The 26,209-nt window shown below is 42.9% G+C and carries 19 protein-coding genes and 1 pseudogene; 5 read left to right on the forward strand and 15 right to left on the reverse strand.

The window, feature by feature from the left end; translation table 11 throughout:
• The first annotated feature begins 157 nt into the window (after window positions 1-157).
• The 4 genes from ABCM67_RS12645 (at window position 158) to rfbD (ending at window position 4,422) form a co-directional block, all read left to right on the forward strand.
• The gene (locus ABCM67_RS12645) at window positions 158-1,339 is read left to right on the forward strand and encodes a methyltransferase domain-containing protein (RefSeq protein ID WP_021976536.1); all 1,182 of its coding nucleotides are present in this window, start codon (window positions 158-160) and stop codon (window positions 1,337-1,339) included.
• A 129-nt stretch (window positions 1,340-1,468) separates the two neighbouring features.
• Entirely contained in the window at window positions 1,469-2,365 is an 897-nt protein-coding gene (rfbA, locus tag ABCM67_RS12650; protein ID WP_015525711.1) for a glucose-1-phosphate thymidylyltransferase RfbA, read from the forward strand.
• Window positions 2,366-2,458: 93 nt separating this feature from the next.
• On the forward strand, window positions 2,459-3,493 hold the full coding sequence (gene rfbB / locus ABCM67_RS12655) for a dTDP-glucose 4,6-dehydratase (RefSeq protein ID WP_021651092.1): 1,035 nt from the start codon (window positions 2,459-2,461) through the stop codon (window positions 3,491-3,493).
• Window positions 3,490-4,422, forward strand: a complete 933-nt coding sequence (gene rfbD, locus ABCM67_RS12660; protein WP_059086316.1) for a dTDP-4-dehydrorhamnose reductase — start codon at window positions 3,490-3,492, stop codon at window positions 4,420-4,422. Before rfbB ends, rfbD begins: the two co-directional genes overlap by 4 nt.
• 120 nt (window positions 4,423-4,542) lie before the next feature.
• On the opposite strand, the gene ABCM67_RS12665 is transcribed toward rfbD, so the two are convergent.
• From ABCM67_RS12665 to ABCM67_RS12680, 4 genes are all read right to left on the reverse strand, one after another.
• Window positions 4,543-6,168, reverse strand: coding sequence for an LCP family protein (locus ABCM67_RS12665; protein WP_342992900.1), 1,626 nt, complete (start codon window positions 6,166-6,168; stop codon window positions 4,543-4,545).
• A 219-nt stretch (window positions 6,169-6,387) separates the two neighbouring features.
• A complete protein-coding gene (gene glmS / locus ABCM67_RS12670) occupies window positions 6,388-8,226 on the reverse strand; it encodes a glutamine--fructose-6-phosphate transaminase (isomerizing) (protein WP_022426275.1) in 1,839 nt (612 codons plus the stop codon).
• 81 nt (window positions 8,227-8,307) lie between these two features.
• Complete coding sequence (gene glmM / locus ABCM67_RS12675; protein ID WP_173722636.1) at window positions 8,308-9,696, reverse strand: phosphoglucosamine mutase; 1,389 nt, start codon at window positions 9,694-9,696, stop codon at window positions 8,308-8,310.
• 128 nt (window positions 9,697-9,824) lie between these two features.
• Window positions 9,825-11,525, reverse strand: a complete 1,701-nt coding sequence (locus ABCM67_RS12680) for an AAA family ATPase (RefSeq protein WP_173722638.1) — start codon at window positions 11,523-11,525, stop codon at window positions 9,825-9,827.
• Between the two features lie 388 nt (window positions 11,526-11,913).
• Between ABCM67_RS12680 and ABCM67_RS12685 the strand changes: the two genes are divergently transcribed.
• A complete protein-coding gene (locus ABCM67_RS12685; RefSeq protein ID WP_330611310.1) occupies window positions 11,914-12,456 on the forward strand; it encodes an Rpn family recombination-promoting nuclease/putative transposase in 543 nt (180 codons plus the stop codon).
• Between the two features lie 254 nt (window positions 12,457-12,710).
• Here the strand turns inward: ABCM67_RS12685 and ABCM67_RS12690 are convergent, their stop codons facing one another.
• The 11 genes and pseudogenes from ABCM67_RS12690 to ABCM67_RS12740 form a co-directional block, all read right to left on the reverse strand.
• Window positions 12,711-14,153: a lipopolysaccharide biosynthesis protein gene (locus ABCM67_RS12690; protein ID WP_022426278.1), complete on the reverse strand. Its 1,443-nt coding sequence runs from the start codon at window positions 14,151-14,153 to the stop codon at window positions 12,711-12,713.
• A 12-nt stretch (window positions 14,154-14,165) separates the two neighbouring features.
• Window positions 14,166-15,596, reverse strand: a complete 1,431-nt coding sequence (locus ABCM67_RS12695) for an O-antigen polysaccharide polymerase Wzy family protein (RefSeq protein WP_022426279.1) — start codon at window positions 15,594-15,596, stop codon at window positions 14,166-14,168.
• A complete protein-coding gene (locus tag ABCM67_RS12700) occupies window positions 15,593-16,843 on the reverse strand; it encodes a glycosyltransferase (protein WP_022426280.1) in 1,251 nt (416 codons plus the stop codon). The genes ABCM67_RS12695 and ABCM67_RS12700 overlap by 4 nt, the downstream gene beginning before the upstream one ends.
• An 86-nt stretch (window positions 16,844-16,929) precedes the next feature.
• Window positions 16,930-18,135 carry an ATP-grasp domain-containing protein gene (locus tag ABCM67_RS12705; protein ID WP_022426281.1) on the reverse strand — a complete coding sequence of 402 codons (1,206 nt, stop codon included), beginning with the start codon at window positions 18,133-18,135 and terminating at the stop codon, window positions 16,930-16,932.
• Window positions 18,136-18,150: 15 nt separating this feature from the next.
• The gene (locus tag ABCM67_RS12710) at window positions 18,151-18,741 is read right to left on the reverse strand and encodes a sugar transferase (protein ID WP_022426282.1); all 591 of its coding nucleotides are present in this window, start codon (window positions 18,739-18,741) and stop codon (window positions 18,151-18,153) included.
• A 15-nt stretch (window positions 18,742-18,756) separates the two neighbouring features.
• A complete protein-coding gene (locus ABCM67_RS12715) occupies window positions 18,757-19,956 on the reverse strand; it encodes an ATP-grasp domain-containing protein (protein WP_022426283.1) in 1,200 nt (399 codons plus the stop codon).
• Window positions 19,953-21,158: a DegT/DnrJ/EryC1/StrS family aminotransferase gene (locus tag ABCM67_RS12720; RefSeq protein WP_022426284.1), complete on the reverse strand. Its 1,206-nt coding sequence runs from the start codon at window positions 21,156-21,158 to the stop codon at window positions 19,953-19,955. The genes ABCM67_RS12715 and ABCM67_RS12720 overlap by 4 nt, the downstream gene beginning before the upstream one ends.
• 50 nt (window positions 21,159-21,208) lie before the next feature.
• Entirely contained in the window at window positions 21,209-23,257 is a 2,049-nt protein-coding gene (locus ABCM67_RS12725) for a nucleoside-diphosphate sugar epimerase/dehydratase (protein WP_334297730.1), read from the reverse strand.
• A gap of 266 nt (window positions 23,258-23,523) precedes the next feature.
• Complete coding sequence (locus tag ABCM67_RS12730; RefSeq protein ID WP_278654724.1) at window positions 23,524-24,942, reverse strand: sugar transferase; 1,419 nt, start codon at window positions 24,940-24,942, stop codon at window positions 23,524-23,526.
• A gap of 87 nt (window positions 24,943-25,029) precedes the next feature.
• Window positions 25,030-25,824 (reverse strand): immunoglobulin-like domain-containing protein, encoded by a 795-nt coding sequence (locus tag ABCM67_RS12735; RefSeq protein ID WP_114002397.1) that lies wholly within the window; start codon window positions 25,822-25,824, stop codon window positions 25,030-25,032.
• A gap of 51 nt (window positions 25,825-25,875) precedes the next feature.
• Window positions 25,876-26,209: pseudogene (locus ABCM67_RS12740) on the reverse strand (protein-tyrosine kinase); the annotation flags it as partial.

Consider the following 26,209-nt stretch of genomic DNA (forward strand, 5'->3'; position numbering starts at 1 on the left):
CTAACAAACCAGCAGAATTTTGTCAATGCTGTTTTTCTCCTGTACGGTTTGCTCTTATACGTTTTACTCTTGTACGGCTTCCGGATCTGAATTATAATTCTTTTATGACTTCTATGACAGGATGTTTGTTATTTCCTCAGAAAGGATTCTATTTTTTATGAAAAAAGACGGCTACTATTCTTCCGGCGAATTTGCACGCATGGCACACGTAACTCTGCGTACTGTCCGCTATTATGATAAACAGGATATCCTGAAACCCTCTCTCGTCACCGAATCCGGCGCACGTTTTTATACAGATGAGGATTTTGCAAGGCTTCAGCAGATCCTCCTTCTGAAATACCTGGGCTTTTCCCTGGATGACATCCGTGAAATGACCATCGGTGATTCCGATTATCATTTCATGCTGAATTCTCTGAATATCCAGCTTCGTCTGGTCCGTGACCGGATCGAACAGATGCAGCTGGTGGAAAAAGCGATCCAGGATACCGCACAGATGATAAAGGAACAGCACACCATTGACTGGAGCCAGATGCTGAACCTGATCCACCTGACCGGCATGGAAAAAAGCCTCAAGAATCAGTATCAGAATGCCACCAACATTTCCTCCAGGATCAACCTCCACAGCCTGTACTCCCAGAACAAACAGGGATGGTTTCCCTGGATCTTTGAGCAATGCCGGATCTCACCCGGTCTTCGTATTCTGGAGCTGGGCTGCGGGGACGGAACGTTATGGACCGACAATCTTTCCCTTCTGCCGGAGGATATCTCCATCACACTTTCCGATATTTCCAGCGGTATGCTCCGCGATGCCAGACGAGCCATCGGTTCCTCGGATACCCGGTTTGCATTCCGGGCCTTTGACTGCAGAAAAATCCCCTGCAAGGACGAAAGCTTTGATCTGGTGATCGCCAATCACGTGCTTTTTTACTGCGATGATATTCCTTCCGTCCTGAAGGAAGTCCGCCGTGTCCTCGCTCCCGGCGGAAGATTTCTCTGCAGTGCTTACGGAAAGGCACATATGCAGGAGGTCAGCCAGCTGGTGCAGGATTTTGATGAACGGATCGTGCTTTCCGCAGACCGGCTTTATGAACGGTTCGGACGTGAAAACGGTCAGAGTATCCTAGCGCCTTTTTTCCCAAAGGCTCAGTGGCTTTCTTATGAAGACTGCCTTCTGGTCCAGGATGCGGAGCCGCTGATCTCCTACGTCCTCTCCTGCCACGGCAACCAGAATCAGTATATATTGGACCGTTACAAGGAATTCCGGGCCTACACCGCCAGAAAAACTGCCAAAGGATTCCGCATTACCAAAGATGCCGGCGTATTTCTTTGTGAAAAATAGCCAAAAATAAAAAATATGAAAAAAGCTCTTGAAGGTGACCTTGCGTCACCTTTTATAATACAGTTACAGTAACAAAGTTATGTGCAGGCACGACTTATGCTGCACATCATCACGCAAAGGAGAAAACATATGAAAGGAATTATTTTAGCCGGAGGCTCCGGAACACGTCTTTACCCACTTACCATGGTGACCTCCAAACAGCTTCTGCCGATCTTTGACAAACCGATGATCTACTATCCTATGTCTGTTCTTATGAACGCAGGCATCCGTGATATCCTGATCATCTCCACCCCGCAGGATACCCCGAGATTTGAGGAGCTTCTCGGTGACGGCCATCAGTTCGGTGTCAACCTTACCTATGCTGTACAGCCAAGCCCGGACGGACTTGCTCAGGCATTTATCATCGGCGAGGAATTCATCGGCAACGACACCGTATGTATGGTCCTTGGTGACAACATTTTCGCAGGACATGGCCTCAAAAAGCGCCTGAAAGCTGCTGTAGACAACGCAGAAACAGGCAAAGGTGCCACTGTTTTCGGATACTATGTAGATGATCCGGAGCGTTTCGGCATCGTGGAATTCGACCAGAACGGAAAAGCGGTTTCCATTGAAGAGAAACCGGAAAAGCCCAAAAGCAACTACTGTGTAACCGGTCTCTACTTCTACGACAACAAGGTTGTAGAGTACGCAAAAAATCTGAAGCCAAGCGCAAGAGGCGAGCTTGAGATCACAGACCTGAACCGTATCTACCTTGAGAAAGGACAGCTGAACGTTGAGCTTCTGGGCCAGGGCTTCACATGGCTGGATACCGGTACACATGAAAGCCTTGTAGAGGCAACCAACTTCGTAAAAACCATGGAGCAGCATCAGCACCGCAAGATCGCATGCCTTGAGGAGATTGCTTACTTAAACGGCTGGATCACAAAGGAGGACGTGCTCAAGGTTTACGAAATCCTTAAGAAAAACCAGTATGGCCAGTATCTCAAGGATGTTCTGGATGGAAAATATCTGGACGCGCTTCACTAAGCCGATCTGATTTTCCGACACTGAATTTACCTGCGGACTCCGTTTCGACGGAATCCGCATAAGATCAATCATTTATTATAAAGGAGATTTTTTATGACAATCATCGTTACCGGCGGCGCCGGATTTATCGGAAGCAACTTTATTTTTCATATGATGGAGGCTCATCCGGATTACCGTATCGTATGCCTGGACTGCCTGACCTATGCCGGAAACCTTTCCACTCTTGCACCGGTCATGGACAAACCGAACTTCCGCTTTGTAAAGGAAAGCATCACAGACCGTGACGCTGTTTACAAGCTTTTCGAGGAGGAGCATCCTGACATCGTGGTAAACTTCGCAGCTGAGAGCCACGTAGACCGTTCCATCGAAAACCCGGAGGTATTCCTTGACACCAACATCAAGGGTACTGCTGTTCTCATGGATGCCTGCCGTAAATACGGAATCCAGCGTTATCATCAGGTTTCCACAGACGAGGTTTACGGAGATCTTCCTCTTGACAGACCGGACCTCTTCTTCACAGAGGAAACTCCGATCCATACAAGCAGCCCGTACAGCTCCTCCAAAGCAGGTGCTGACCTTCTTGTTCTCGCATACCACAGAACCTACGGCCTGCCTGTGACCATCAGCCGCTGCTCCAACAACTACGGCCCGTATCACTTCCCGGAAAAGCTGATCCCGCTGATGATCGCCAACGCTTTGAACGACAAACCACTCCCGGTTTACGGAAAGGGTGAAAATGTCCGCGACTGGCTCTATGTTGAGGATCACTGCCGTGCCATCGACCTGATCATCCACAAAGGACGTGTAGGCGAGGTTTACAATGTAGGCGGACATAACGAGATGAAAAACATCGATATCGTAAAACTGATCTGCAAGGAGCTTGGCAAACCGGAAAGCCTGATCACACATGTAGCAGACCGTAAAGGCCATGACATGCGCTACGCTATCGACCCGACCAAGATCCACAACGAGCTTGGATGGCTTCCTGAAACAAAATTCGCAGACGGAATCAAAAAGACCATCAAATGGTACCTTGACAACAAGGAATGGTGGGAAACCATCATCTCCGGCGAGTATCAGAACTACTACGAAGAAATGTATGGAAACCGCGAGGAGGTTAAAGCATGAAATTTTTCGTAACAGGTGTTGGCGGCCAGCTTGGCCATGACGTAATGAATGAACTGTCCGGCCGTGGATATGAAGGCGTAGGAAGTGACATTGCTCCTTCCTACAGCGGCATCGCTGATGGTACTCCTGTTACCACCATGCCTTATGTGCAGCTTGATATCACAGATAAAGAAGCGGTAGCAAAAACCATCCGTGAGGTAAAGCCTGATGCAGTAGTACACTGTGCCGCATGGACAGCCGTAGATGCTGCAGAGGACGAGGAAAACCGTGAGAAGGTACGTCTTGTCAATGTTGTAGGAACACAGAACATTGCGGACATCTGCAAGGAGCTTGGCATCAAGATGATGTATATTTCCACAGACTACGTTTTTGACGGCCAGGGAACCACACCATGGGATCCGGACTGCAAGGACTACGCTCCACAGAACGTATACGGTCAGACCAAGCTTGACGGTGAACTGGCAGTATCCGGCACTGTAGATAAATTCTTTATCGTACGTATTGCATGGGTATTCGGCAAAAACGGCAAAAACTTTATCCGTACCATGGTAAATCTGGGAAAAACCCATGACAAGCTTACCGTAGTCAGTGACCAGATCGGAACTCCGACCTACACCTACGACCTTGCACGTCTTCTGGTAGACATGGTCGAGACAGAGAAATACGGCTACTATCACGCAACCAACGAAGGCGGCTTCATCAGCTGGTATGATTTCACTAAAGAGATCTTCCGCCAGGCTGCTGCCCTCGGCCACAAGGAATACGAAAAAGTAGAGGTATCTCCTGTCACAACTGCAGAGTACGGCGTTTCCAAGGCTGTACGTCCATTCAACAGCCGCCTGGATAAATCCAAGCTTGTAAAAAACGGCTTCCAGCCACTTCCAACATGGCAGGATGCCCTGGAAAGATATCTGAAAGAGATCCTGTAAAAAAAAATCCATCGGTGATCGCCGGTGGATTTTTTTCGTTCTGTTTCTCATGAAAAAACAGCCGGTGGAAAGCTTTACGCTTCCCCGGCTGTTCTTATGCTAAAATTTAATAATTTTATCTTACTGCTGTGCAACAGTTCCGTCTGCACTCTGGGCATCTGCTGTGCCATTCTGTGTGGCATCTGCAGTCTCACCCTGCGCTTCTGCTGTACTTCCCTCTGCAGCTGCCTGTGCATCATTATCCGTAGCTACTGCCGCTGATGTTGCACTGTCTGCCTCCTCCTGGGAAACAGTCTCTCCGTCACGAACCTTCTTCATCATGGCCTCCGCCTTCTGAACGGTAGACTCATCCGGAATCATAACGTAAGCCTTCTGGCTCATAGAATACGGCTTCTGTGTGTCACCGGTACCATTTACACTGTAGCTTACGATGTTCCAGTCACCACCGTTGTTCAGCTGCTGCTGGAGCAGTCTGGCGATCTCCTCGTAGGAGATATTGGTCTCAAAGCATCCCTGGATGCTGGAAAGAACAGAAGAATAATTCTTCAGAAGCTCCGGTGAAAGAGCCTTGTTGATCACACCCTTGATCACTGCCATCTGGTTCTTGCCACGCTGACGGTCGCCCTCTTTAAAGGCATAACGCTCACGGCTGAATACCAGAGCCTGCTCACCGTTCAGGTAGTTCTCTCCCTGATTGAAGTGATATCCTGTCTCATTCTTGGAATCAAAGTCATAGTCAGAATAAACAGTAACTCCGCCAAGCGAATTGATCAGCTGCTCAAATCCCGCAAAGTTGATACGGAAATAATAGTTGATATCCTCATTATAAAGCATTCCCAGAGTATCCATACATACATTGATACCATAGATACCTGCATGTGTCAGCTTATCTCTCTGTCCGCCTGAAATAGAAAGCGGTACAAAATAATCACGAGGTGTGGAAATCAGAAGCACCTGTCTGGTAGCTGTATTTACCGTAGCAATGATATTGGAATCGCTTCGGCTCTTTGCAACAAGGCCGCTGCGGCTGTCGATACCACTGATAAAGATGGTATATACAGAACCGTCATTGGTACTCTCTTCAGCCTTCGCCTCTGTCTCCTGCGGTTCAATGGTCGTCTCCACCTTCTTCACGGTCAGCTCTTTGATCCTGGAAGAAATATCGGAATATCCATCCATCTCTTCAATAACGCTTAAATATGCGCTGTTCAGCACGATCGCACCTGTCTGTCCGTTCAGAAGACCGTCAACCAGCTCTGTAAGTCCTGCATACTCCTGGACCTGCACAGTCTTGCCTGTCTCGGAATCCACCTCCTGGATAGCCTTGTCCGAATTGGCTCTGTCAAGATCTGTCAGCACACCATACACATAATCTGCTGTAGCCTCTATGGAATCTGCAGAATCATCTGCACGGACATAAATGCCGACCTCCGTAACCTCTGTGTTCACACCGGAAATCCCTGCCAGTGTGGAATGTGTCTTATAAACATACATACTTCCGAGAATAAATACTGCTGCAAAAACTGCTGCCAGGATCACTCCCACTACAAATCTTATCTTACCATCCGTACTCCATACAAGCGCTCCGACGATCACGATCAGGACCAGCATTACCAGTCCGATCACTGCAATGAACTTCGTCGGGATCACCTTCATATTCAGAAGCATGACCGCAAATACGATCGCTGTGATCAGAACCACAAGCGTCACGATCAGCCCTGGGATATGTTTTCCCATTTTTCTCATATGCAATCCTCCATTTTTGATGGTACAGAGAATATTACATATGGACACCCTCTGTACAGATTCAAATATCCTAATCATTTTACGCTTTTTTACTGATAAAAGCAAGAAATATCGTAAATCGCCAAATGCAAAAACAGTTCCGTGATATCATGATTCTTTTATGCTCTCACGATGTCACGGAACTGCCTCTAAAATGTTCCTTCCATGAAACAGATATCCTTATTCCACGGTAACACTCTTAGCAAGATTTCTCGGCTTATCCACATCCAGACCTTTATTTACACTGACATAGTAACCCAGAAGCTGCAGCGGGATCACTGCCAGAGAAGTTGCAAAATGCGGATCTGTTTTCGGGATATAAACCGTAAAATCTGCAGTATCCTCGATATTATAGTTTCCAAACGTAGTAAGCCCCATCAGATACGCTCCACGGCTTCTGCACTCCACCATGTTGCTGACTGTTTTCTCATAAAGCTCCGGCTGTGTCAGGACACCGATCACAAGAGTGCCGTCCTCGATCAGGGAAATGGTGCCATGCTTCAGCTCGCCAGCCGCATACGCCTCAGAATGGATGTAGCTGATCTCCTTCATCTTAAGGCTGCCCTCAAGGCTGATGGCATAATCAATCCCTCTTCCGATAAAAAAGATATCCTTTGCATTGGCCTGCTTGGAGGCAAACCACTGAAGCCTTTCCTTATCCTCGATGATCCTGCCGATCTTGTCCGGAAGTGTCTTCAGTTCCTTAATGTAGGACTCACACTGCTCCTCTGAGATCTTTCCGCGGACCAGTGCCATCTGCAATGCCAGCACATAGGAAGCGATCAGCTGTGTACTGTACGCCTTGGTGGTAGCAACCGAGATCTCCGGTCCTGCAAGTGTGTAGAATACATGATCCGCCTCTCTTGCAATGGAAGAGCCCACCACATTGACAATAGCCAGCGTGCGGATCCCCTTCTCCTTACATTCCCGAAGCGCAGCCAGACTGTCCGCAGTCTCACCGGACTGACTGATGATCACTGCCAGGCCGTCAGAATCCAGAAGCGGCTTCCGGTAACGGAACTCCGAAGCAAGCTCCACACGCACCGGAAGACCTGCAAGATCCTCGATCACATACTGTGCAGCCATTCCCACATGGTAAGCAGAACCGCAGGCCACGATATAAACCTGGCTGATGCTGCGGATCCTCTCATCATCCAGACCGATCTCCGTCAGATCCAGCTTGCCCTCCCGGATAACGGAGTTCAGTGTATCTGCAACTGCTTTCGGCTGCTCATGGATCTCCTTCATCATGAAATGCTCAAAACCGGCTTTCTCCGCTGCCTCTGCATCCCACTCAATGATCTTAGGCTCCTTCTCGATCTCCTCACCATCCAAATTGTAAAAAGTGATCTCACCCGGTTTTACACATGCCAGCTCCAGATTTCCGATATAATAAACATTTCTTGTATACTTCAGGATCGCAGGAACATCCGATGCGATATAGGATTCTCCATTCTCCACACCCAGGATCATAGGGCTGTCTTTTCTCGCTACAAAGATCTCTTCCGGATAATCACGGAACATCATTGCCAGCGCATAGGAACCACGGATACGCACCATGGCATGACGCACTGCCTCAACCGGAGATCCGCCGTATTTCTGGTAGTAATAATCCACCAGCTTCACAGCAACCTCCGTATCTGTGGAAGAATAAAAAGAATATCCCCTGCGGAGAAGCTTCTCCTTCAGCTCCTGGTAATTCTCGATAATGCCGTTATGCACAGCTGCCACATTTCCGTTATCACTGACATGAGGATGGGCATTGACCTCTGATGGTTCTCCGTGAGTTGCCCAGCGGGTATGACCGATCCCGCACATACCCGGAACAGATTCACCTGCGTTTGTTTTCTCCAGAAGGACCTTCAGACGGCCCTTCGCCTTAATGATCTCGATATCCTTTTCCCCGTCACGCACTGCGATGCCGGCGGAATCATATCCTCTATATTCCAGTTTGGAAAGCCCGTCCAGAAGGATGGGTGCTGCCTGATGCCTGCCTGTAAAACCTACAATTCCACACATGATTTTTTTCTCCTCTTATTGCATTTTTATATTCTTCTGACTGCTCCGTTCTTCAGACACCTGCGGTCTGCATCCAGGACATCACTCTGCCACATGCCCCTTCTTACGGACGATCTCAACCACCTGGTCCACATATTTTCTGCAAAGCTCCTCACTCTCTGCCTCAACCATAACACGGAGCAGAGGTTCTGTGCCGGATTCTCTCACCAGGATCCTTCCGGTGTCTCCAAGCGCCTCAGCCACACGCTCTACTGCTGCCTGCACATCCACATCTGCCTGCGCTGCTGCCTTGTCATGGACACGCACGTTCTCAAGAACCTGGGGATAGATCGCCAGATCAGCGGTAAGCTCACTGAGCTTTTTCTTCCTTGCCATTATAACTTCCATCATCTTCAGACTTGTAAGGATGCCATCCCCGGTAGATGCATACTTGGAAAAAATAATGTGCCCGGACTGCTCACCACCAATACGGCAGCCATTCTGCATCATATATTCATAAACATATTTATCCCCTACTGCTGTCTTCGCATACTCAATATCAAGAGCATCAAAAGCCTTGTAAAGGCCAAAATTGGACATTACCGTAGTTACAACCGTATTGGTGAGAAGCTTTCCGCGCTCCTTCATATAACGGCCGTACACATAAAGGATCGCATCCCCGCTGACCACATTTCCCTTCTCATCCACACAGAGACAACGATCCGCATCTCCGTCGTAGGCAAAGCCAACATCCAGCCCCTTCTCCACTACAAGCTTTTGGAGACCCTCAATATGGGTGGAACCGGCATTGTTATTGATATTGGTACCATCCGGCTCAGCATTGATCACATAAGTCTTCGCTCCCAGCGCATCAAAAACCGCCTTTGCGATATTCCATGCACTTCCGTTGGCACAGTCCAGACCAATCCGCATTCCCTTAAAGGAATATACTCCCAGGGAGATCAGATATCCTATGTAACGGTTCCGGCCTGCCGAATAATCCACCGTCCTGCCGATCTCACCGCCCTTTGTAAAAGGAATCTCATGCCATTTCTCTCCGAACAGCTGAAGACGGTCATCCAGATAATCCTCCACCAGAGCGATGATCTCCTCTTCCATCTTCTCACCCTGGCCGTTGATCAGCTTAATCCCGTTATCATAATAAGGATTATGGCTGGCAGAGATCATAATACCGCAGTCAAAACCATCGGTACGGGCAACATAAGCCACAGACGGCGTTGTTGTCACATGAAGAAGATAAGCATCCGCTCCGGATGCCACCAGCCCGCCAACCAGCGAATACTCAAACATATAGCTGGAACGTCGGGTATCCTTGCCGATCACGATCCTGGCCGCAGCCGTCTCCCCCGCTCTTCTGCGCAGCTCATTATAATACCATCCCAGAAAACGCCCGATCTTGAAAGCATGATCTGCAGTTAACGAAACACCCGCTTCTCCACGGAAGCCATCTGTACCAAAATATTTTCCCATTTCTTGCTCTCCTTTGTATGTTAATATTTATAACTTATCTTATATATTGATGTGTCATACAGATCGATCAGAATTGTTCTTATCTTTCTGTATGAACATCAATAATATTATCTATATTTCCAGCAGATTTACAGCCTCTGAACAGCCACTTTACATCGCTTCTTACAAAAAGCAACTCCATACGCCAGAATATTATTTCTTCCTTCATTACGTAACCGTTCATCGTACCGCTTTTCTCTGATCTGTGCCAGCGCTCTTTCACATGCATTTTGCAGCCCTGAAAAAGTCTGAGAATACTTCAGCTCGATAACGATCCCGGCATCCGGATCTTCCGGTTCTGCCAGAATATCTGCAAAACCATCTCCAGATTCCGCATTAGACTGAACAAGCCAGTTTGGATCACTACGCAAAAGCCCCAACAAAAGTCCATGATAAAAAATTTCTTTTTCTTCATTTCGTCCTTTTGTATCAAAAATACTGATCGTATTTCCCAGAATCTTTGTAAGGCGTTCCTCAATCTCACCTGCATTCCCTTCTTTTATTGCTTTCAGCAGATTTTTCGTCGGCTCCGCCTCTTTCAGCACTGCGCGGTCAAACCATTCCTTTATCTGAAGCACATAAACTTCTCTTATCTCCCTGTTCGGAATGGTCAGACGATACACTCCTCGTTCGGTCTTCCCTGCCTGTGTAAGATATCCTGTAGTAAATAATACACTCCAGAGATTATCCAGACTATTATCGATTTCATCATAGGTCAACTCCATACGGACCGTTTTCTCAATAGACTCACCTGCGATCAGACGCTCTATCTCATCTCTTGTAGTCTTATCTGCCCTGTCAATAAATCTCCTTACCAGTTCATTCCCACTGGTATTGATCCAGTAAGACAGCGGCTCCGCATCCGGATTCCCACGCAGACAATCTACATGATTGATCACATCCCATGGGCAGTACACATCCGTATTTCCAAAATGATATCCATCATACCATTCCTTTGTTTCGGAAAGATGATCCTCCATGCCATATGCTGTAAGCAATCTGCAGACCTCATCATCTGTGAAACCAAAATGCTCATCAAATCGATGATCCGTGATCGAAAGCACTTTGAAGTTATTAAGTCCTGTAAAAATACTCTCTTTAGACACGCGAAGACACCCTGTTAATACTGCAAAATACAGAGAATCGTTAGTCTTAAGTGCCTGTCCGAACACACCGCGTATCATGAGCACCATTTCTTTATAATATCCATGCTGAAAAGCCTTATCCAGAGGAACATCATATTCATCTATAAGAATGATCGTCTTCTGCCCATAATGCTTATGCAACAGCTGAGACAATATCTGCAACGCAGAAGAAAGAATATTTTCATCCATAGAATATCGGCCATTCTCCACAGAGATCAATGTACGATATATATCTTTATCCGTTTCTGTCAGTCTGTCACTCTCCAATAAAAACAGAAAACGACTGGCCTCTCTGCCTACCAGTTCTGTCAGCTGATAGCGTGCATTCTCAAAGGTAAGTCCATCAACATTCTTCAGCGATAAAAACACTACCGGAAATTTCCCCATATACTGTTCACACAATTCTTGTTTCCGGGAAATATAAAGACCTTCAAACAGCGCTTCATCTGCCCCGATCTCGAAGAAACAACGAAGCATACTCATATTCAATGTTTTCCCAAAACGCCGAGGTCTCGTAAAAAGATTTACTTTCCCCCACTGATCGATCAGTTGTTCGATAAGCCTGGTCTTATCTACATAATAAAAATCCGCCTGACGAATTTCCTGAAAATTCTCAATTCCCACCGGTAGCTTCGGTCTCTTCATATTCCGCGTTCCACTCCCTTTCAATGCGAAAAATCACATACAAATATGCCAATCGCCACGTGATTCGTGCTTTCAGAGTAGCACAATACGCTCTTTTTGTCTATTGATTTATTTCGACTCCGTTCGACAAACATATCCGCCTTACCTGCGCAGCTCTGAAGCTTTTTCACAAAATCCTCTTTCCAAAAGCAATGAACTATGTTACCCTGAAAATGGATCAGATGATAAAATAACTCTGATCACATAACAAGATCGAAGGTGGTGAAACCTATGGGTACAAAGGATACCATCACCAAAGATTACATGGCTGACAACCCACAGAGAAGCAAAGCAATGGCCCTCCACATCCGGAGAATATCTCACCGGCTTCTACAAGGATGACCGGCTGATCCCGGTCATACCCACAGTCGTGTACTTCGGTTCCGACACCTGGAAAGCTCCCAGAAGCCTCCACGAAATGCTCTCTGTCCAGGACCCCGAAATTCTTTCCATGGTCCCGGATTACCGGATCAATCTCTTCTCACCCGCCGAGATAAAAGATGAAGAACTTGACAAACTCCAGAGCACTCTCAAAGAAGTCATGCTCTTCATCAAATACTCCAAAGATAAACGGAAGCTTCAGGAACTCACATCACAGACCCCTGGCTTCCGCTCACTCGAACTCAAAGCAGCCCGAGTCATTGACTCCATAACCGGTATCAATTTACGTTTCACAGAAACAGAAGGGAGTGTTAATATGTGTCAGGCTGTTCAGGAAATGTGCGATGATGCACGCGCCGAAGGTCTATCCCAAGGTCACGCCCAAGGTCTTCAGGAACAAGCTTTATTAACTGCACAACGCATGCTGCAGGATCCCAGTTTCTCTCCTGAGGATATCTCCAGATTTTCAGGGTTGCCACTTGAGGATGTTCTGAAATTGCGAGAGAAATGATGAGTTTTCTGTGATTTCCTTTTGTATGCAGTGCTTCCTGTTACCACTATTATTATCAACTCTAATATGCAAGTAAATCCTCGTTGCTACAAATGAGGTGTCATTTCATTTTATCTAACAGGAGATAATTAATATTCGCACTTACTACAGAATGCCCAGGAAGTGAAAACGCTTCCTGAGCATTATTTATGCTAGATATATCTTCTTTGAAATAACTGTATATCTTTGTTCTCACCAATAGCGTTTCTATATTATTATACTTTTTCTTTTTTTATTGTCTGAATAATATTTAATAACTGCTTTCTGGCTACAACATATACAACTGCCAAATATACTAAAACACATACTAATATTCCTATAAAATCTCCAATTATTCCTTTTAAATACCATTTTGTAACTTCCGAAATTAATATCATAGCAATTGTCGCAATCAATGGATATAAAAATGATTTAAAATAATCTTGTAAATCTATTTCAAAAAATTTCTTCATAAAGACAATCCCAATGATCATCTGAATTATTATAGCCCCACAACGCGAATACACCATAATCCAAAATCCAAACTTTGCTGTTACTACGCATATTGGTATCATAAATAACAAATATATACATTGAGAAAGAAACAACATCTGTGGAATACCTTTTGATTTATATAATTCAGCAGGAAAACTATAAAATATGACACTACACATCATCATAAGTCCCCATGCGCCAACAATATTAGAAGCCTCTCCCCATTTACTTCCAAATAACAATAAAGTTGCCATTTTTCGGTATAAAAATAAACCAATTCCCATTGGTGCGACTAAATATATTATCAAACTATGTATATTTAAAAAAGCTTTTTTATACTTTTCTGGATTATTTTTCAGTCTTGATAATGTCGACAGTAAAACTGGACTCATAGATGCCGAAATCATTCCCATTATCGATTGAACCATATTAGTTGAATTTTTATATAACCCCAATTGATATTCAGAAAAATAATTTCCTACAATAAATGTATCAACCCAAAAAATAGTCCAATTAGCCAATGCCTCACATAATGACCAAAAGCTATAACTAAACATCTTTTTTAACAGCTTAAAGCTATAATAAACAGAAGGTTTCCAATTAGAAAAGACCGATAAAACAATAGAATTAACTAATGCTCCACAAAGGTTTCCTATAACTAATGCCCAATAAGTTCTCAATATAATTGCCAGTGGTACTGTAATTACCAATGGCGCAATTGCTACTGAAATACGTGCAATAAATAATTTTCTGAATTCAAAATTTCGTCTAAATATTGCTGTTTGTGTACTAGATATAGATGTTATAATTAACTGAATACTGGCAATAGAAATTACATTTGCATATTCCCTGTGTCCCAGCATTGTTGCCATTTGTACCCGGAAAATTATTATTAGGCTCGTCATTACAACAGATATACCAAGATTTGTCCAAAAGGAAACATTTATATAGTTTTCTTTATCCTTATCATTTTCAAAATCGTGCTGAACAATATATTTTCCAAACCCGGCATCCGTAATTAAATCCACAAAGCTTATAAGCATATTACATACAGCAACTACCCCAAAAGCATCTGGAGTCAACACTCTTGCTAAAATCATATTTGTTATTGGAACAACAAATTTAACTGCAATTTCCGAAAAAAGCGACCATCCTATCGATTTTTGTATTTTGTTACTACTCATCTTTGATCTCTCCTAAGAATATTTCCTTTTTCTTGCATACTTTCTTTTCTCCCATAAGTAAGAAATACCAAAAACTAATAACAATGTTGCTATTGTTGTAGGAGTCAAATTCTGCGAAATAAAATATGTAAAGCTTCCACGAGGTGCCCATAAAAGCTGTGTTATAATCATAAATTTTATTGATTTTTTTAATAAACTGTCATTATCTTCATTTTTTGTAATTCTTGCCAAAAGAAAACTATATAAAATATTTCCAAGTATAATCCCTGTATAACCAAAATCCTGGTACAGTTCAGCTATATAACTTGATCCCGTTCCCCGTCCAGCTAAGTATGCAGAATTCATTACTGTATATCCCAATGTATGGGTAAAGCTTCCTCCGTACATCGCATGATCAACAGTATTTCCATGATAAACCTTTATATTGAATAATCTTGCAAGAATTCCACTGTGTAAAAACTCTAATGTATAAATTTGTTTTGGAATCTGATTTTTATACATATAGGCTCTTTTTAATACATTACCTGTAACTCCCTGATCATAAAAAAAGTTTAAAATCCCTTCAAAAAAGTTTAAAGAACTGGCATTTCCACCCTCTCTCCATATATTATATGCAGATACAAAAACAGCTAAAAACGGAAGAATTAGAATTATTCCTACTATCATTTTTTTTGTCAGCCATTTTTCTTCTGAATTCATTCCATTTCTATAAATAAAATATACAAAAACAAACAATATTCCCAATATCGCAGTTGATCTCTGCCCACTTCCCAATGATACAATTAAATATAATATGTATAAAATAAGCGGAATCTTAATCTGTTTTTTACTTGGTAACGTTGCCAAATATATACACCAGGCAACCGGCATGATCAATTCCATTTTACTAATTATATAAAGGTAAGAATTTCCTGACAAATATTCCGAATAATCTGTATAATAATCAGTAAAACCTCTTGCAGATACAAACATACCCACAACTATTTTAGATGTCACTGCAAATATCCATGAAAAATAATAAACTACTCGACTAATTTTTTGAGCAATTAAAGTATATATTTTATTTTCCTTTTTTCTTTTTGATATTTTTTTCTTATATCTTTTTGAACATAATGGATATACCATGATAATAGTTAACAATGAAATACTAGAGCTGATCCATGCGTGGTTCTGAGTTTTTTGATCAAAATTTTCAACTTTGTATTTGAAAAATTCCTGAAGAAAATCTCTTCCAAGTAAAAATACAAAAAAAGCAATTAAAAAAGCAAACAGCATTCCCCTATTGTCTATATCACTATATGCATAAAACATTAAATACAGCCAGCAGCAAAGAACAAATAGATATAGAGGCTTTACATTTACAATTATTGCAACAATCCCCAAAATAGACATGAGCAATAAAAATGCAATCATTTTCATATTGATTTTTAAACTAATCTTCATTCTTTATCTCCTGATATCTGTTTCAAAAGTTGTGTAACATATATTTCATAATTAGATTTTGCATTAAATTTACTTATCCATCTTTCCCTTGAACAGCGGCGATACTCTCTGTATTCCTCGTCCGTCATAGAACAAAATTTACTGATACTAGCTGTAATTATTTCTGTCCTTGCATCTCTATCTAATAAAACCCCATTTTCTTTATCACTAATTATCTCCTTCGTTCCCCCTGCATCTGTTGCGATGCACGGAATTCCAAAAGATGTTGCTTCCATAATTGATACAGGAATTCCTTCTGATGAACTTACATTCACGAACACGTAGTAATTTTTATCCTGATATTGTTTCATTAATTCTGTGTTACTGACATTTCCTTTAAATTCATATTGAATATTATCTCTCAGTTTGTCTTTTGCCATTTTTTTTATTTCATCCATTAAAATTCCATCCCCATAATGTGTCCACTTAATCGGGATAGTCTTAATTTGAGATAATGCATTTATCAATAAATCCAGTCTTTTTACCTTTGTCACTGTAGAACAGCTGACAATTTCATAACATTTATCATTGAAAAGATACTCCTTTTCTCCATGATCTATTGTTCCTAAGAATCTGGTATGCACTTTCTGTTTATATTGAGGAAATCTTTTTCTCAGATAATCGGTACCATGATCTGAACATGGATATATATTATCAATTTTTGAAAGAATTCCCTCTCTCATTGGTATATAATTCCCTTTATGTTCTTCTTCATAAAGATCATACCGATGTGCCCTGCTTACAATCTTACTGTTCAATTTCCATTTCTTTTTTAATAACATTGCCACATATGGCTGATATTCAAAACGATATGAATAAAATATTGACTCTTTATTCACATGTCCTTTCATTTTTTTATCTATTAAATCTGCTTCATAATGAGAACGACTGAAATAAACAAACATGTTTACAAAATTTCGCACAGATAATCTACGTGATTTCACCAGGCGTGCAAATTCTTTATATAAATTAATATCTGTCAGAGTCCTGAAACTATATAATAAATAGGTTTTATTTGACGCTTTCATAATTGGAATTACTTTCACATTGTTTCCAACAGTTCTTTTTCTTTTTAAGTGTTCTTTTCTAATCTGTAATGCAAAAATATATACTTCATCAAAGTCATCATAATATTTTACTTCTGTTTCCAAATAAGGCTCCCAATCTCCATAAGGAAAGGAATTTGTAAGCAAATACAGCGTTTTCATTAATCTTCCTCTTCTATCTTTTCTTAAAATCGTATACAGCTGGCCATTTATAATTTTTATAAACAGCCAGCTATACTGCAGTTCTCCTATTTGAGTTTTATTTCAATATTACTCATGATTTTATTGATTTTTGCTCTACACTCATCCAATGTAGATCCTTTTACAATAATCTGGCCAATACAATCTGCTGAAAATACAAATTTTCGAATCTGATCTCCTGTTTTTTTAAAGAATGTTATTTCCAGAATATCTTCATCCATTTCTCCGGTATATTTGATATCTTCTAGGGTTCCACTTTCTTCTGTTGAAAGAATCATTCGTGCCAGTCCTGCCGTTGTTTTGGAATTTCTCTTTCCCCAATACTCCAACGGATTTTCTCCAACAGCCATTGCAGCAATCATTTTGTAATATTCAATTCCAAAGTTAATCTCAACCAGTTCAGGAAGACAGTTTGCACCTACACGGCCTGTAAGCTCAATTACATAAACCTTATTGTCTCTCAAAATCAAGTCTACGTTTACTGCACAATTATTCAATCCTAAAGCTTTGATTGCATTTTTTACAGCTTCTTCCGTCTGTTTGTGGATGTTCTCATCGCAATCCAACGGAACATAATGTCCTACAGGTACTGCAGTATGACTCATATATGTTTCATCGCCATGCGGCATTACAAAAAGGACTTCATTATTATAGACAAATGCCTGTGCGCCAAATTCCCAGCCTTCAATAAATTCCTCAACAATACAATAACTTCTTTTCGTTAATTTCATTGCTGCATGAAATCCGTCATAGGCATCTTTTTCTGTTTTTGCTATGTAAATTCCATTGCTTCCCTGTAAATCCGTTGCTTTAATGATCACCGGCAATTTAATTTTATCCAATGCATTTTTTAATTCCTCTTCATTGGAAATTTCAAAATACTGTGCTGTACTTACACCGTATTCCATAAATGCTTTTTTCATTTTTGACTTATCATTACACATGATGGCTGCTTTTTCCGGAAGTCCTGTTAATCCTAAAGAATCACAGGTTTTTCCAAGAGCTGAAATCCCTGTATCCAGACAGCAAGTAGCCACTCCGTCCAATTTAAGCTTCGCTGCTTTTTTAGCAACCTCATCAGGATTTGCGATATTCATAAAGCACACTTCATCTGCCAGAGGAATTCCTGGAGGATTATTATCAGGCATGGTTCCTGCAATTGTTGTAATTCCCATCTCTTTTGCTGCTTTATATAGTCCGATCTGTCCTCTTCCAGCACCTAATACTAAAAGTCTTTTTCCTTCAACACCCATTTTTTCTTCTCCCTTCTAATTTGTATAAACATTTTTTCTGCATACTACAGTTTCAATTGTTTTAAAGAAAATCTTCAAATCTCCCAGAAATGTTACTTTTTGTGCATATTTTGCATCCAAAGCCAGTTTGTCCTCCTGCGAAATATTATTTCGATAATAGGCCTGTGTATACCCTGTAATGCCTGGTTTTACTTTTAAACGATCTTTTCTTTTCTGGTCATACTCAGACAATGGTCTGTCTGTTGTTACTGGCCTTGGTCCGATCCAGCTCATGTCTCCTTTCAGAATATTAAATACCTGCGGTAGCTCATCAACTGAAATTTTTCTCATCAGCTTTCCGATTTTTGTTACTCTTGGATCATCTGCACTGTTAAAAGTTGAATTATCCTTATTTCTAATATCTGGCGCATTTACCTTCATGGAACGAAGCTTATACATATTAAAGATTGTCCCGTCTTTTCCCCTTCTCTTTGCCAGATAAAAAATTGTTCCTCTGTCCTCCAGCCAGATCAGTGCCCCAAAAATAATACAGACTACTAATACGATTGGCAGTGCAATGACTGCAAATATAACATCCAAACATCTTTTTATGTATCTTTCATACATGAATTTATACTTCCCTTACTCCATTTCAATTTCTATTAAATCCAGCGCTTTTTCACATATTTCTACAGCCTCTTCAGCTGTATCTGCCTGAGCGATTACAAAGCCGCTGCGATCTCCACTACTTTTTATGCCATTCATTTTTTCCCCGATTCCATGTACAACATAAATCTGTTTTACGCCTGGAATCTTTCTGGCTTCTTCAAGTCCCCTGATATCTTTAATGAAACCTTGCTCAACTCTAAAATATCTTATAGCAGATGCTTTATGAAATTTAGGCTCTAAATCTGCAGTTTCACCAAGTGCAATTCGTATACAACTTTCAACCATATCTACACCTGTGGAAAGAGGTGTGAGATAAGTCGTAATATTATCTCCTCCCAGCCGTGCTCCAAGCTCTACAACTTTAGGTCCATCCTTCGTTATTTTGATTTCTGTATGGGATGGTCCATTTGAAATACCAATTGCATGATTCGCTGCAATAGCCACTTTCGCTATCTGCTTCTTTATTTCTTCTGTATGACCTGATGGCTGTGAATGTCCCATTTCCACAAAATATGGTGCATCTGTTGTCAGCTTATCTGTAATCTGAATAACATGGCATACACCGTTGACACTTAAAGTTTCTACACTTACCTCTGGCCCTTCCATATACTCTTCAACCATGAGATCTCCGGATCTTGAAGATTCCTTACTGTAGTTATAAGCCTTTTCCACAGTTTCACTGTTATAATCTTTAAGCAGATCAATCCCCCTGCTTCCCGAATTATCTGCCGGTTTTATAATACATCGATAACCTGCTTCTTTTATTTTTCCTACTGCTTCCAGATATTCTTCTTTTGTAGATACTTTGTAAAATACAGGAATTGGAACACCTGCTTTTTTCAGTGCATTCCTCATTTCCGCTTTATTTGTTGCCTTCACAGCTGTATCTGCACTGATTCCAATCAAATTCATTTCCTTTGCCACTGCCGCTACTGCTCTCATTGGCATATCTGTAGCAAGTGTCATGATTCCATCAATAGAATGTCTTTTTGCAGCTTTCACTATCTCAGGTATATCAATCGTGCTTATGATTTCTTTTTCGATTCCTTCTGTCTGAAAGCTTACTGCGTCCGGATTCATATCGACAACTACAACTTCCAGTCCCATTTCCTTTGCCTTTTTTATTGCTGGAAGCTGTAGTATACTTGCTCCCAAAATCATGATCTTTTTCATTTAATATATTCCTTCACAACCCCACAAAACATCTCAATCACATACTCCACTTCCTCATCCGTCAACTTCGTATGCAGCGGCAATGTGATCTCATTTTCAAATCGCTTATAAGCATTCGGGTAATCCTTGATATCAAATCCCATATTTTTATAAGCAGTCATCATTGGCAGTGGTTTGTAATGTACGTTGCAGGCAACACCTTTTTCTGCCATTTTGACGATGATCTCGTGTCTCTGTTCCAGAGTGATTCCCGGGATTCTGGTGATGTACAGATGTCCGGAGGACTGATGCTCATCGGTGTAATGATCCAGTGCTCCGATGCCAAGTGGCTTAAATGCAGCATCATATTTACCAATAATTTCTTTTCTTCTTGCAAGCAAGCCTTTATATCGTTTCATCTGCGCCAGGCCGATTCCGGCAACTACATCGGTCATATTGCATTTAAACCAAGGTCCGATGATGTCATACTCCCAGGCGCCAAGCTGTGTTTTGGCAAGGGCATCCTTTGACTGACCATGAAGTGATAACAACTGATACTGATGATAGATTTCTTCATTATCAATTCCTTCGATATCTCTCCATGCCACAGCGCCGCCTTCTGCTGTTGTAAAGTTTTTCACTGCATGGAAACTGAAGTTTGAAAAATCTGCAATGCTGCCCACTGGTTTTCCATGCCAGGTCGCACCAAATGCATGGGCTGCATCTGCCATTACGATAACTCTTCCGATTGCTTCCTGAAGCTTATTGACTGGATGGAAAAGCTTCTTTTTCTCTTCTACGATAGAGAAGATCCTGTCATAGTCGCATGGCACTCCGCCAAGATCCACCGGAATGATCACTTTTGTTTTTTCTGTAATAGCTTCTGCCAGTTTGTCATAATCCATTTCCAGAGAATCTTCCTGTGTATCAATAAGAACCAGCTTTGCCCCGACATGACACACCACCGATGCACTTGCGGTATAGGTATAAGCGCAAGTGATCACTTCATCGCCTTCGTGGATTCCCAGAAGACGAAGTGTCATTTCCGCACATGCAGTCTGCGAATTCAGGCATACAGCTCTATTGGTGCCGCATAAATCCGCAACTTCTCTTTCCAGTTCTTTTGTTTTCGGTCCTGTTGTGATCCATCCGGATCTTAAAGCTTCTGCTACCTGTTCGATTTCTGTCTCTGTAATATCTGGCGGTGAAAATGGGATTTTCATTATTTCAACACTCCTTCGTTTTCGTATATATGTAAATTATTGACCAGTTATCAATTCTTCTCCGCAGCCACAGCCGCCTCACTCATCAGCTCCTCATACACCTTCTTATGCAGCTTCAGGTCGGAATCCGCAGAGTGATAGGTCGGTACGATCGCGGCTACGATGTCCCGGATCTTTTCGCTGTTGGCGTAGCCGTATGCTGCCAGGACTTCCAGCTGTTTGAAGAATTCCTGTACGTCCATTTCGATGGGTTTGCCGATGTGGATGAGGTCGTTTGGAGTTTTCTCCATGCCTTCCTCGGCCATCAGCTTTTCTTCGTAGAGCTTTTCGCCTGGTCGGAGGCCAGTGTAGGTGACTTTGATGTCTACGTCCGGTGTGTAGCCGGAAAGCTTGATCAGGTTTCGGGCAAGGGTGTCGATCTTTACCGGGGCTCCCATGTCCAGGACAAAGATCTCGCCGCCTTTGGCGTAGGTTCCTGCCTGGAGGACAAGGCTTACGGCCTCCGGGATGGTCATAAAGTAGCGGATGATGTCCGGATGTGTGACGGTGACAGGGCCGCCTTTTTCGATCTGGCGCTTGAACAGCGGGATCACGCTTCCGTTGCTGCCGAGAACGTTTCCGAATCGTACAGCTACGAATTCTGTGCCGGTTCCTGCTTTCGATGTATGGTTTTCACTTACATATGCCTGGCCTTCGTTGTCGTGAAGTGCATCCAGGTTTTCTTTTCTGTGTCCGCCAAGTCGTGGCAGCCAGTCGGTGTGTCCATTGTGGCTGACCATGTTCATGCTCTGGACTACCATTTCGCAGAGTCGTTTGCTGGCGCCCATGATGTTGGTCGGGTTTACAGCCTTGTCGGTACTGATCAGCACAAATCGCTGGCAGCCGTTCATCATTGCCGCATATGCAGTCTTATAGGTTCCTACCACATTGTTCTTGATTGCCTCACAGGGGCTGTTCTCCATCAGCGGTACGTGCTTATGTGCGGCTGCATGATATACGATCTCCGGCTTATAGGTTTCAAATACCCAGTTGATCCTTTTGCTGTCACGGACGGAGCCGATCAGTACCTTCAGGTTCAGGTTCGGATAACTGGCCTTCAGCTCCTGCTCAATGTCGTAAGCGTTATTTTCATAAATATCGAAGATCACCAGAAGCTCCGGCTCATGACCTGCGATCTGACGGCAAAGCTCGCTTCCGATGGAACCGCCGCCTCCTGTTACCAGGATCCTTTTGCCCTTCAGATACTGAAAGATCTCTGACATGTTGACTTTGATGGTGTCTCGTCCGAGAAGATCCTCCACTGCTACTTTTTTCATCTTGCTCAGGGATACTTCTCCGTTTACAAGCTGATATACACCAGGAAGTTGCTTCAGCTCGCAGCCGGTTTCCTTGCAAATGTTCAGGATATCCCGCTTCTGATGCGGTGTTGCCGTCGGGATCGCAAGAAGGATCTGATTGATATGATACTTGTCCACATTGAGAAAAATATCGTCTCTTCCGCCTACCACCGGAACGCCTTCCATGTATCTTCCCCATTTATTCGGATTGTCATCGATCAGGCAGCGTACTCTGGAATTGGTTTCCTTTGCATTCTGAAGCTCCCGGACAATGGTCCTTCCCGCTTCTCCTGCACCGATGATCATCACGTTTTTGCTCCGCTCCTCACGCTCGCTCTTTTCTCTGCGGTTCCGCTCAAGAAGTACAAAACGATAGGAGAAACGTACGCCTACAGTCAGAAAAAACTGCAGCATGATACCGATCAGATAATAGGAAGCCGGCATCCGTTCCCAGAAGATCGTGATACCCACAATATGCAGAACGCCTGTGATCACAGTTGCTACCGTGATCTTGATCAGCTCATGGAAGCTTGCGAAACGCCATACACTGTTATACAGATGCATGCATCCGAACACTGCCAGGATGATAATGGTATAGATTGGTGCAAAACTCCTCCATGCGGCAAAATAGTCTGTGGGGATCGAGGAATACCGAAAATCGAATCTCACCAGCAGCGCCATAAAATAAGAAAAATTAACAGCTATCATGTCATAGATGATCAGATATATCGCAATTACTTTCCAATGTTCTAACTTCTTCATACTTCCTCCGGTCTGTCTTACTGTTTCTGCATAATCCCTGATGTATTCTTCCTGCTCTTTGTCTTCTGTCTGCTTTTCCCTGGGACTTTGTTTTGCCAGTGCCAGAAGCAGGACCGAGAACGCAAGAAGTACTACGATCAGCATGATCAATAAAATCTGCATTTTTTACTTCCTCTTTTATATTTATAACTTATCTAATTTATTTTTATCCCCGAACTGCGTCTCCGCAGCCCGGGTCATTATATTCGAATCTCAATATGTATGGATCATTTGGCGCCGCTTCCGCGGAAAACGACCATAACTGTCTTAACCAGGATCTCTATATCCAGCTTCAGACACCATTCGGCAATATACTTTGTGTCAAGCTCTACGACTTCCTCGAAATCCGTAATATCACTTCGACCGCTTACCTGCCACATACCGGTAAGTCCCGGCTTGATGGCCAGACGTTTGCGATGGTGAAGCTCATACTTCTCCCACTCATCCATTGTCGGCGGTCTGGTTCCTACAAGACTCATATCTCCTTTCAGAATATTCCAGAACTGTGGAAATTCATCCAGGGATGTCTTTCGGATAAAATGTCCTACTCCTTTGATGATTCGTGGATCATCATCCATTTTGAACATCATTCCATCTTTTATGTTATTCTGTTTCATCAGTTCTTTTTTGCGTTCTTCTGCATCCATATACATGGAGCGGAATTTATAGATCTTGAACGGACGACCGTTCTTTCCCATGCGGACCTGTGAGAAAAATGCAGGACCCGGAGATTTGATCTTGATGGCCGGAACCAGAAAGATCGCTGCGATTCCTGTAAAAAGACAACCTACCAGACCGCCTGCGATATCCATAGCTCGTTTCACAAACATCTGGCGCGGTGTCACAATGTGGATACTGCTGGAAAGCACAGTGTATCCGCCAAGCTCCTCCACCACCTGGTTCTTGCCAAGAGATTTCATAGTTGCCAGTCTCATATGGATGACAACTCCCATTGCAGAGCAATCCTTGATCATCTGCTCCGGGATCGGGATTTCCTTAGGCACTGCAAAAAATACTTCATCGATCCAGTTCTTATGGATATAGGAGATCATATCCTCACTCCCGGCTACTACCGGTACTCCACAGACGGATGCACCCTTCTTGTCACAATCCATAAAGACGATTCCTGCCAGATGATAGGTTCCGTAATTATTCTTGCGGATGGTTTCCACCACATTGTCTGCATTTTCACTGACTGTAACGATCAGCAGGGATCGCTTCTCGCTTTCTTCGTATCTGTGATCCTTCAGGAATTTCTTCAGTGCCTGTCTGCCGCAGTAGCTGAAGCAGGTATAAAGCACATAGGTGATCAGCAGGATCATTCTGGAATAATTGTTTCCAATTCTTAAAAGAAACATATATGCCAGGACCAGAAGGCAGACCAGTGTACACTGTTCAAAGGTTTTCTTCAGTTCCACCAGCATTCCTCTTCGCAGAACTCCGCTGAAGCTTTCATTAAAAAATGTGACCATCAGCTGGATAAGAAACATCACCACTGCCACATTTCGATACAGCTCCGTCTCGTATGGCTGATCGATCCCGTTTCGGATCCAATATGCAAGTACAAACGCAAGCTGCAGACACAACATATCGCAAATCGTAAAATCTGCATGTTTTACCCAGCTGCTGTTTTCTTTTTGATACATATTCTTTTCTACGCCTTCCCTCGCTTACATTTTTTGTTACTTTTATCCCCTCTCCGGTATCTCAGGCACCTGGAGAGGGGATGATATTTATTTCACTACAATGGTAAGTACGGCTCCGTTGGAGCTGTTTCCACTGTTGTCTACTACATAATATGTAAGCTCGTAAGTTCCCGGTGCAGCTGTATTTACATCACCGGTGATCTGGATCCTTTTGAAAAGATCACTGGTTGACTCTGTATCATCCTGGATATCCTTTACATAGCTTAATTTATCCAGCGTAGTTCCTACCGGTACCTCTACGTAATAGGTAGTCAGATACATCTTCGGATCCTGCGGAGAAAGCTGCTCGATCTTGTCTTCCTGTGTCTTCTGCGCCTGTTCCTCCGGAGTCAGTTCTCCTTCTGCGGAATCTCCGCTTTCAGCATATGTGCTGTCTGCTTCTGTCCCATCCTGCATATCTGTCTCTTCTGCAGGCTCTGTGGTGTCTGTGGAATCTCCGTCCTCTGTGAGACCGTCATTATCGATCAGTCCCAGCTGCGGATTTTCGGCACTGCCGTCCTGAGCTTCCATGGTAAATTCTTTTTTTGTTACATTGTTGTTTTTGTCCTTTGCAACAAAGATAACAGAAACCTGTTTTCCGTCAGTCTTCGGATATATGGTTTCTACAGTAAGAGACTCTGTAACATCTCCATCTCTGTCATCCTGTGCCTTTACATCCTTCAGAAGATCCTCTTCTGTCATATCGGATGTATAATTCGTATCTTTTCCCTCTTCAAATGTGATCTTCGGTCCTTCATTATCCTCGGAGCTCTTCATGTATACTACACCGACTCCCATACCAAGGCAGATGACCACTAATAAAAACACAAAAAATTTCTTCATATTTTTGCTGCTCCCGGCCTTTCCCAACACTTTGATCCGTTGTTGTTATTTTTATGCGTGACGTTTCTTTTTCTTTTTGGATTTCTTGCCCATTTTGGAAGAGTATGGGATTGTACCAAGTACGCTTAATCCAAGATATTTCTCTACGTCTTCCGGTGTCTTTACAGTATCGTTTGTCAGATATACGATGAGCACAACGGCTGCTGCCAGAAGGATACCCAGAAGTCCGCCGATCACACCGTTTTTCGGTACGCTTGGGCTTGATGGCTCATCCGGGATGTTTGCTGTCTCTACCACATTTACTGCCTTGATATCCATAACCTGCTGGATATGCTTGGAAGCAATATCTCTTACTGCGTTTGCGATCTCTGCCGCTGTATAAGGA

The organism is Blautia sp. 2227st1_G12_2227SCRN_220401, from assembly GCF_039062885.1.
GTDB classification, from domain to species: domain Bacteria; phylum Bacillota; class Clostridia; order Lachnospirales; family Lachnospiraceae; genus Blautia_A; species Blautia_A fusiformis.

Excerpts from the sequence above, each read along its gene's own strand:
- ABCM67_RS12645 (WP_021976536.1), top strand. The coding sequence starts at position 158 with ATGAAAAAAGACGGCTACTATTCTTCCGGCGAATTTGCACGCATGGCA.
- rfbA (WP_015525711.1), top strand. The coding sequence starts at position 1,469 with ATGAAAGGAATTATTTTAGCCGGAGGCTCCGGAACACGTCTTTACCCA.
- rfbB (WP_021651092.1), top strand. The coding sequence starts at position 2,459 with ATGACAATCATCGTTACCGGCGGCGCCGGATTTATCGGAAGCAACTTT.
- rfbD (WP_059086316.1), top strand. The coding sequence starts at position 3,490 with ATGAAATTTTTCGTAACAGGTGTTGGCGGCCAGCTTGGCCATGACGTA.
- ABCM67_RS12665 (WP_342992900.1), bottom strand. The coding sequence starts at position 6,168 with ATGAGAAAAATGGGAAAACATATCCCAGGGCTGATCGTGACGCTTGTG.
- glmS (WP_022426275.1), bottom strand. The coding sequence starts at position 8,226 with ATGTGTGGAATTGTAGGTTTTACAGGCAGGCATCAGGCAGCACCCATC.
- glmM (WP_173722636.1), bottom strand. The coding sequence starts at position 9,696 with ATGGGAAAATATTTTGGTACAGATGGCTTCCGTGGAGAAGCGGGTGTT.
- ABCM67_RS12680 (WP_173722638.1), bottom strand. The coding sequence starts at position 11,525 with ATGAAGAGACCGAAGCTACCGGTGGGAATTGAGAATTTTCAGGAAATT.
- ABCM67_RS12690 (WP_022426278.1), bottom strand. The coding sequence starts at position 14,153 with ATGAGTAGTAACAAAATACAAAAATCGATAGGATGGTCGCTTTTTTCG.
- ABCM67_RS12695 (WP_022426279.1), bottom strand. The coding sequence starts at position 15,596 with ATGAAGATTAGTTTAAAAATCAATATGAAAATGATTGCATTTTTATTG.
- ABCM67_RS12700 (WP_022426280.1), bottom strand. The coding sequence starts at position 16,843 with ATGAAAACGCTGTATTTGCTTACAAATTCCTTTCCTTATGGAGATTGG.
- ABCM67_RS12705 (WP_022426281.1), bottom strand. The coding sequence starts at position 18,135 with ATGGGTGTTGAAGGAAAAAGACTTTTAGTATTAGGTGCTGGAAGAGGA.
- ABCM67_RS12710 (WP_022426282.1), bottom strand. The coding sequence starts at position 18,741 with ATGTATGAAAGATACATAAAAAGATGTTTGGATGTTATATTTGCAGTC.
- ABCM67_RS12715 (WP_022426283.1), bottom strand. The coding sequence starts at position 19,956 with ATGAAAAAGATCATGATTTTGGGAGCAAGTATACTACAGCTTCCAGCA.
- ABCM67_RS12720 (WP_022426284.1), bottom strand. The coding sequence starts at position 21,158 with ATGAAAATCCCATTTTCACCGCCAGATATTACAGAGACAGAAATCGAA.
- ABCM67_RS12725 (WP_334297730.1), bottom strand. The coding sequence starts at position 23,257 with ATGAAGAAGTTAGAACATTGGAAAGTAATTGCGATATATCTGATCATC.
- ABCM67_RS12730 (WP_278654724.1), bottom strand. The coding sequence starts at position 24,942 with ATGTATCAAAAAGAAAACAGCAGCTGGGTAAAACATGCAGATTTTACG.
- ABCM67_RS12735 (WP_114002397.1), bottom strand. The coding sequence starts at position 25,824 with ATGAAGAAATTTTTTGTGTTTTTATTAGTGGTCATCTGCCTTGGTATG.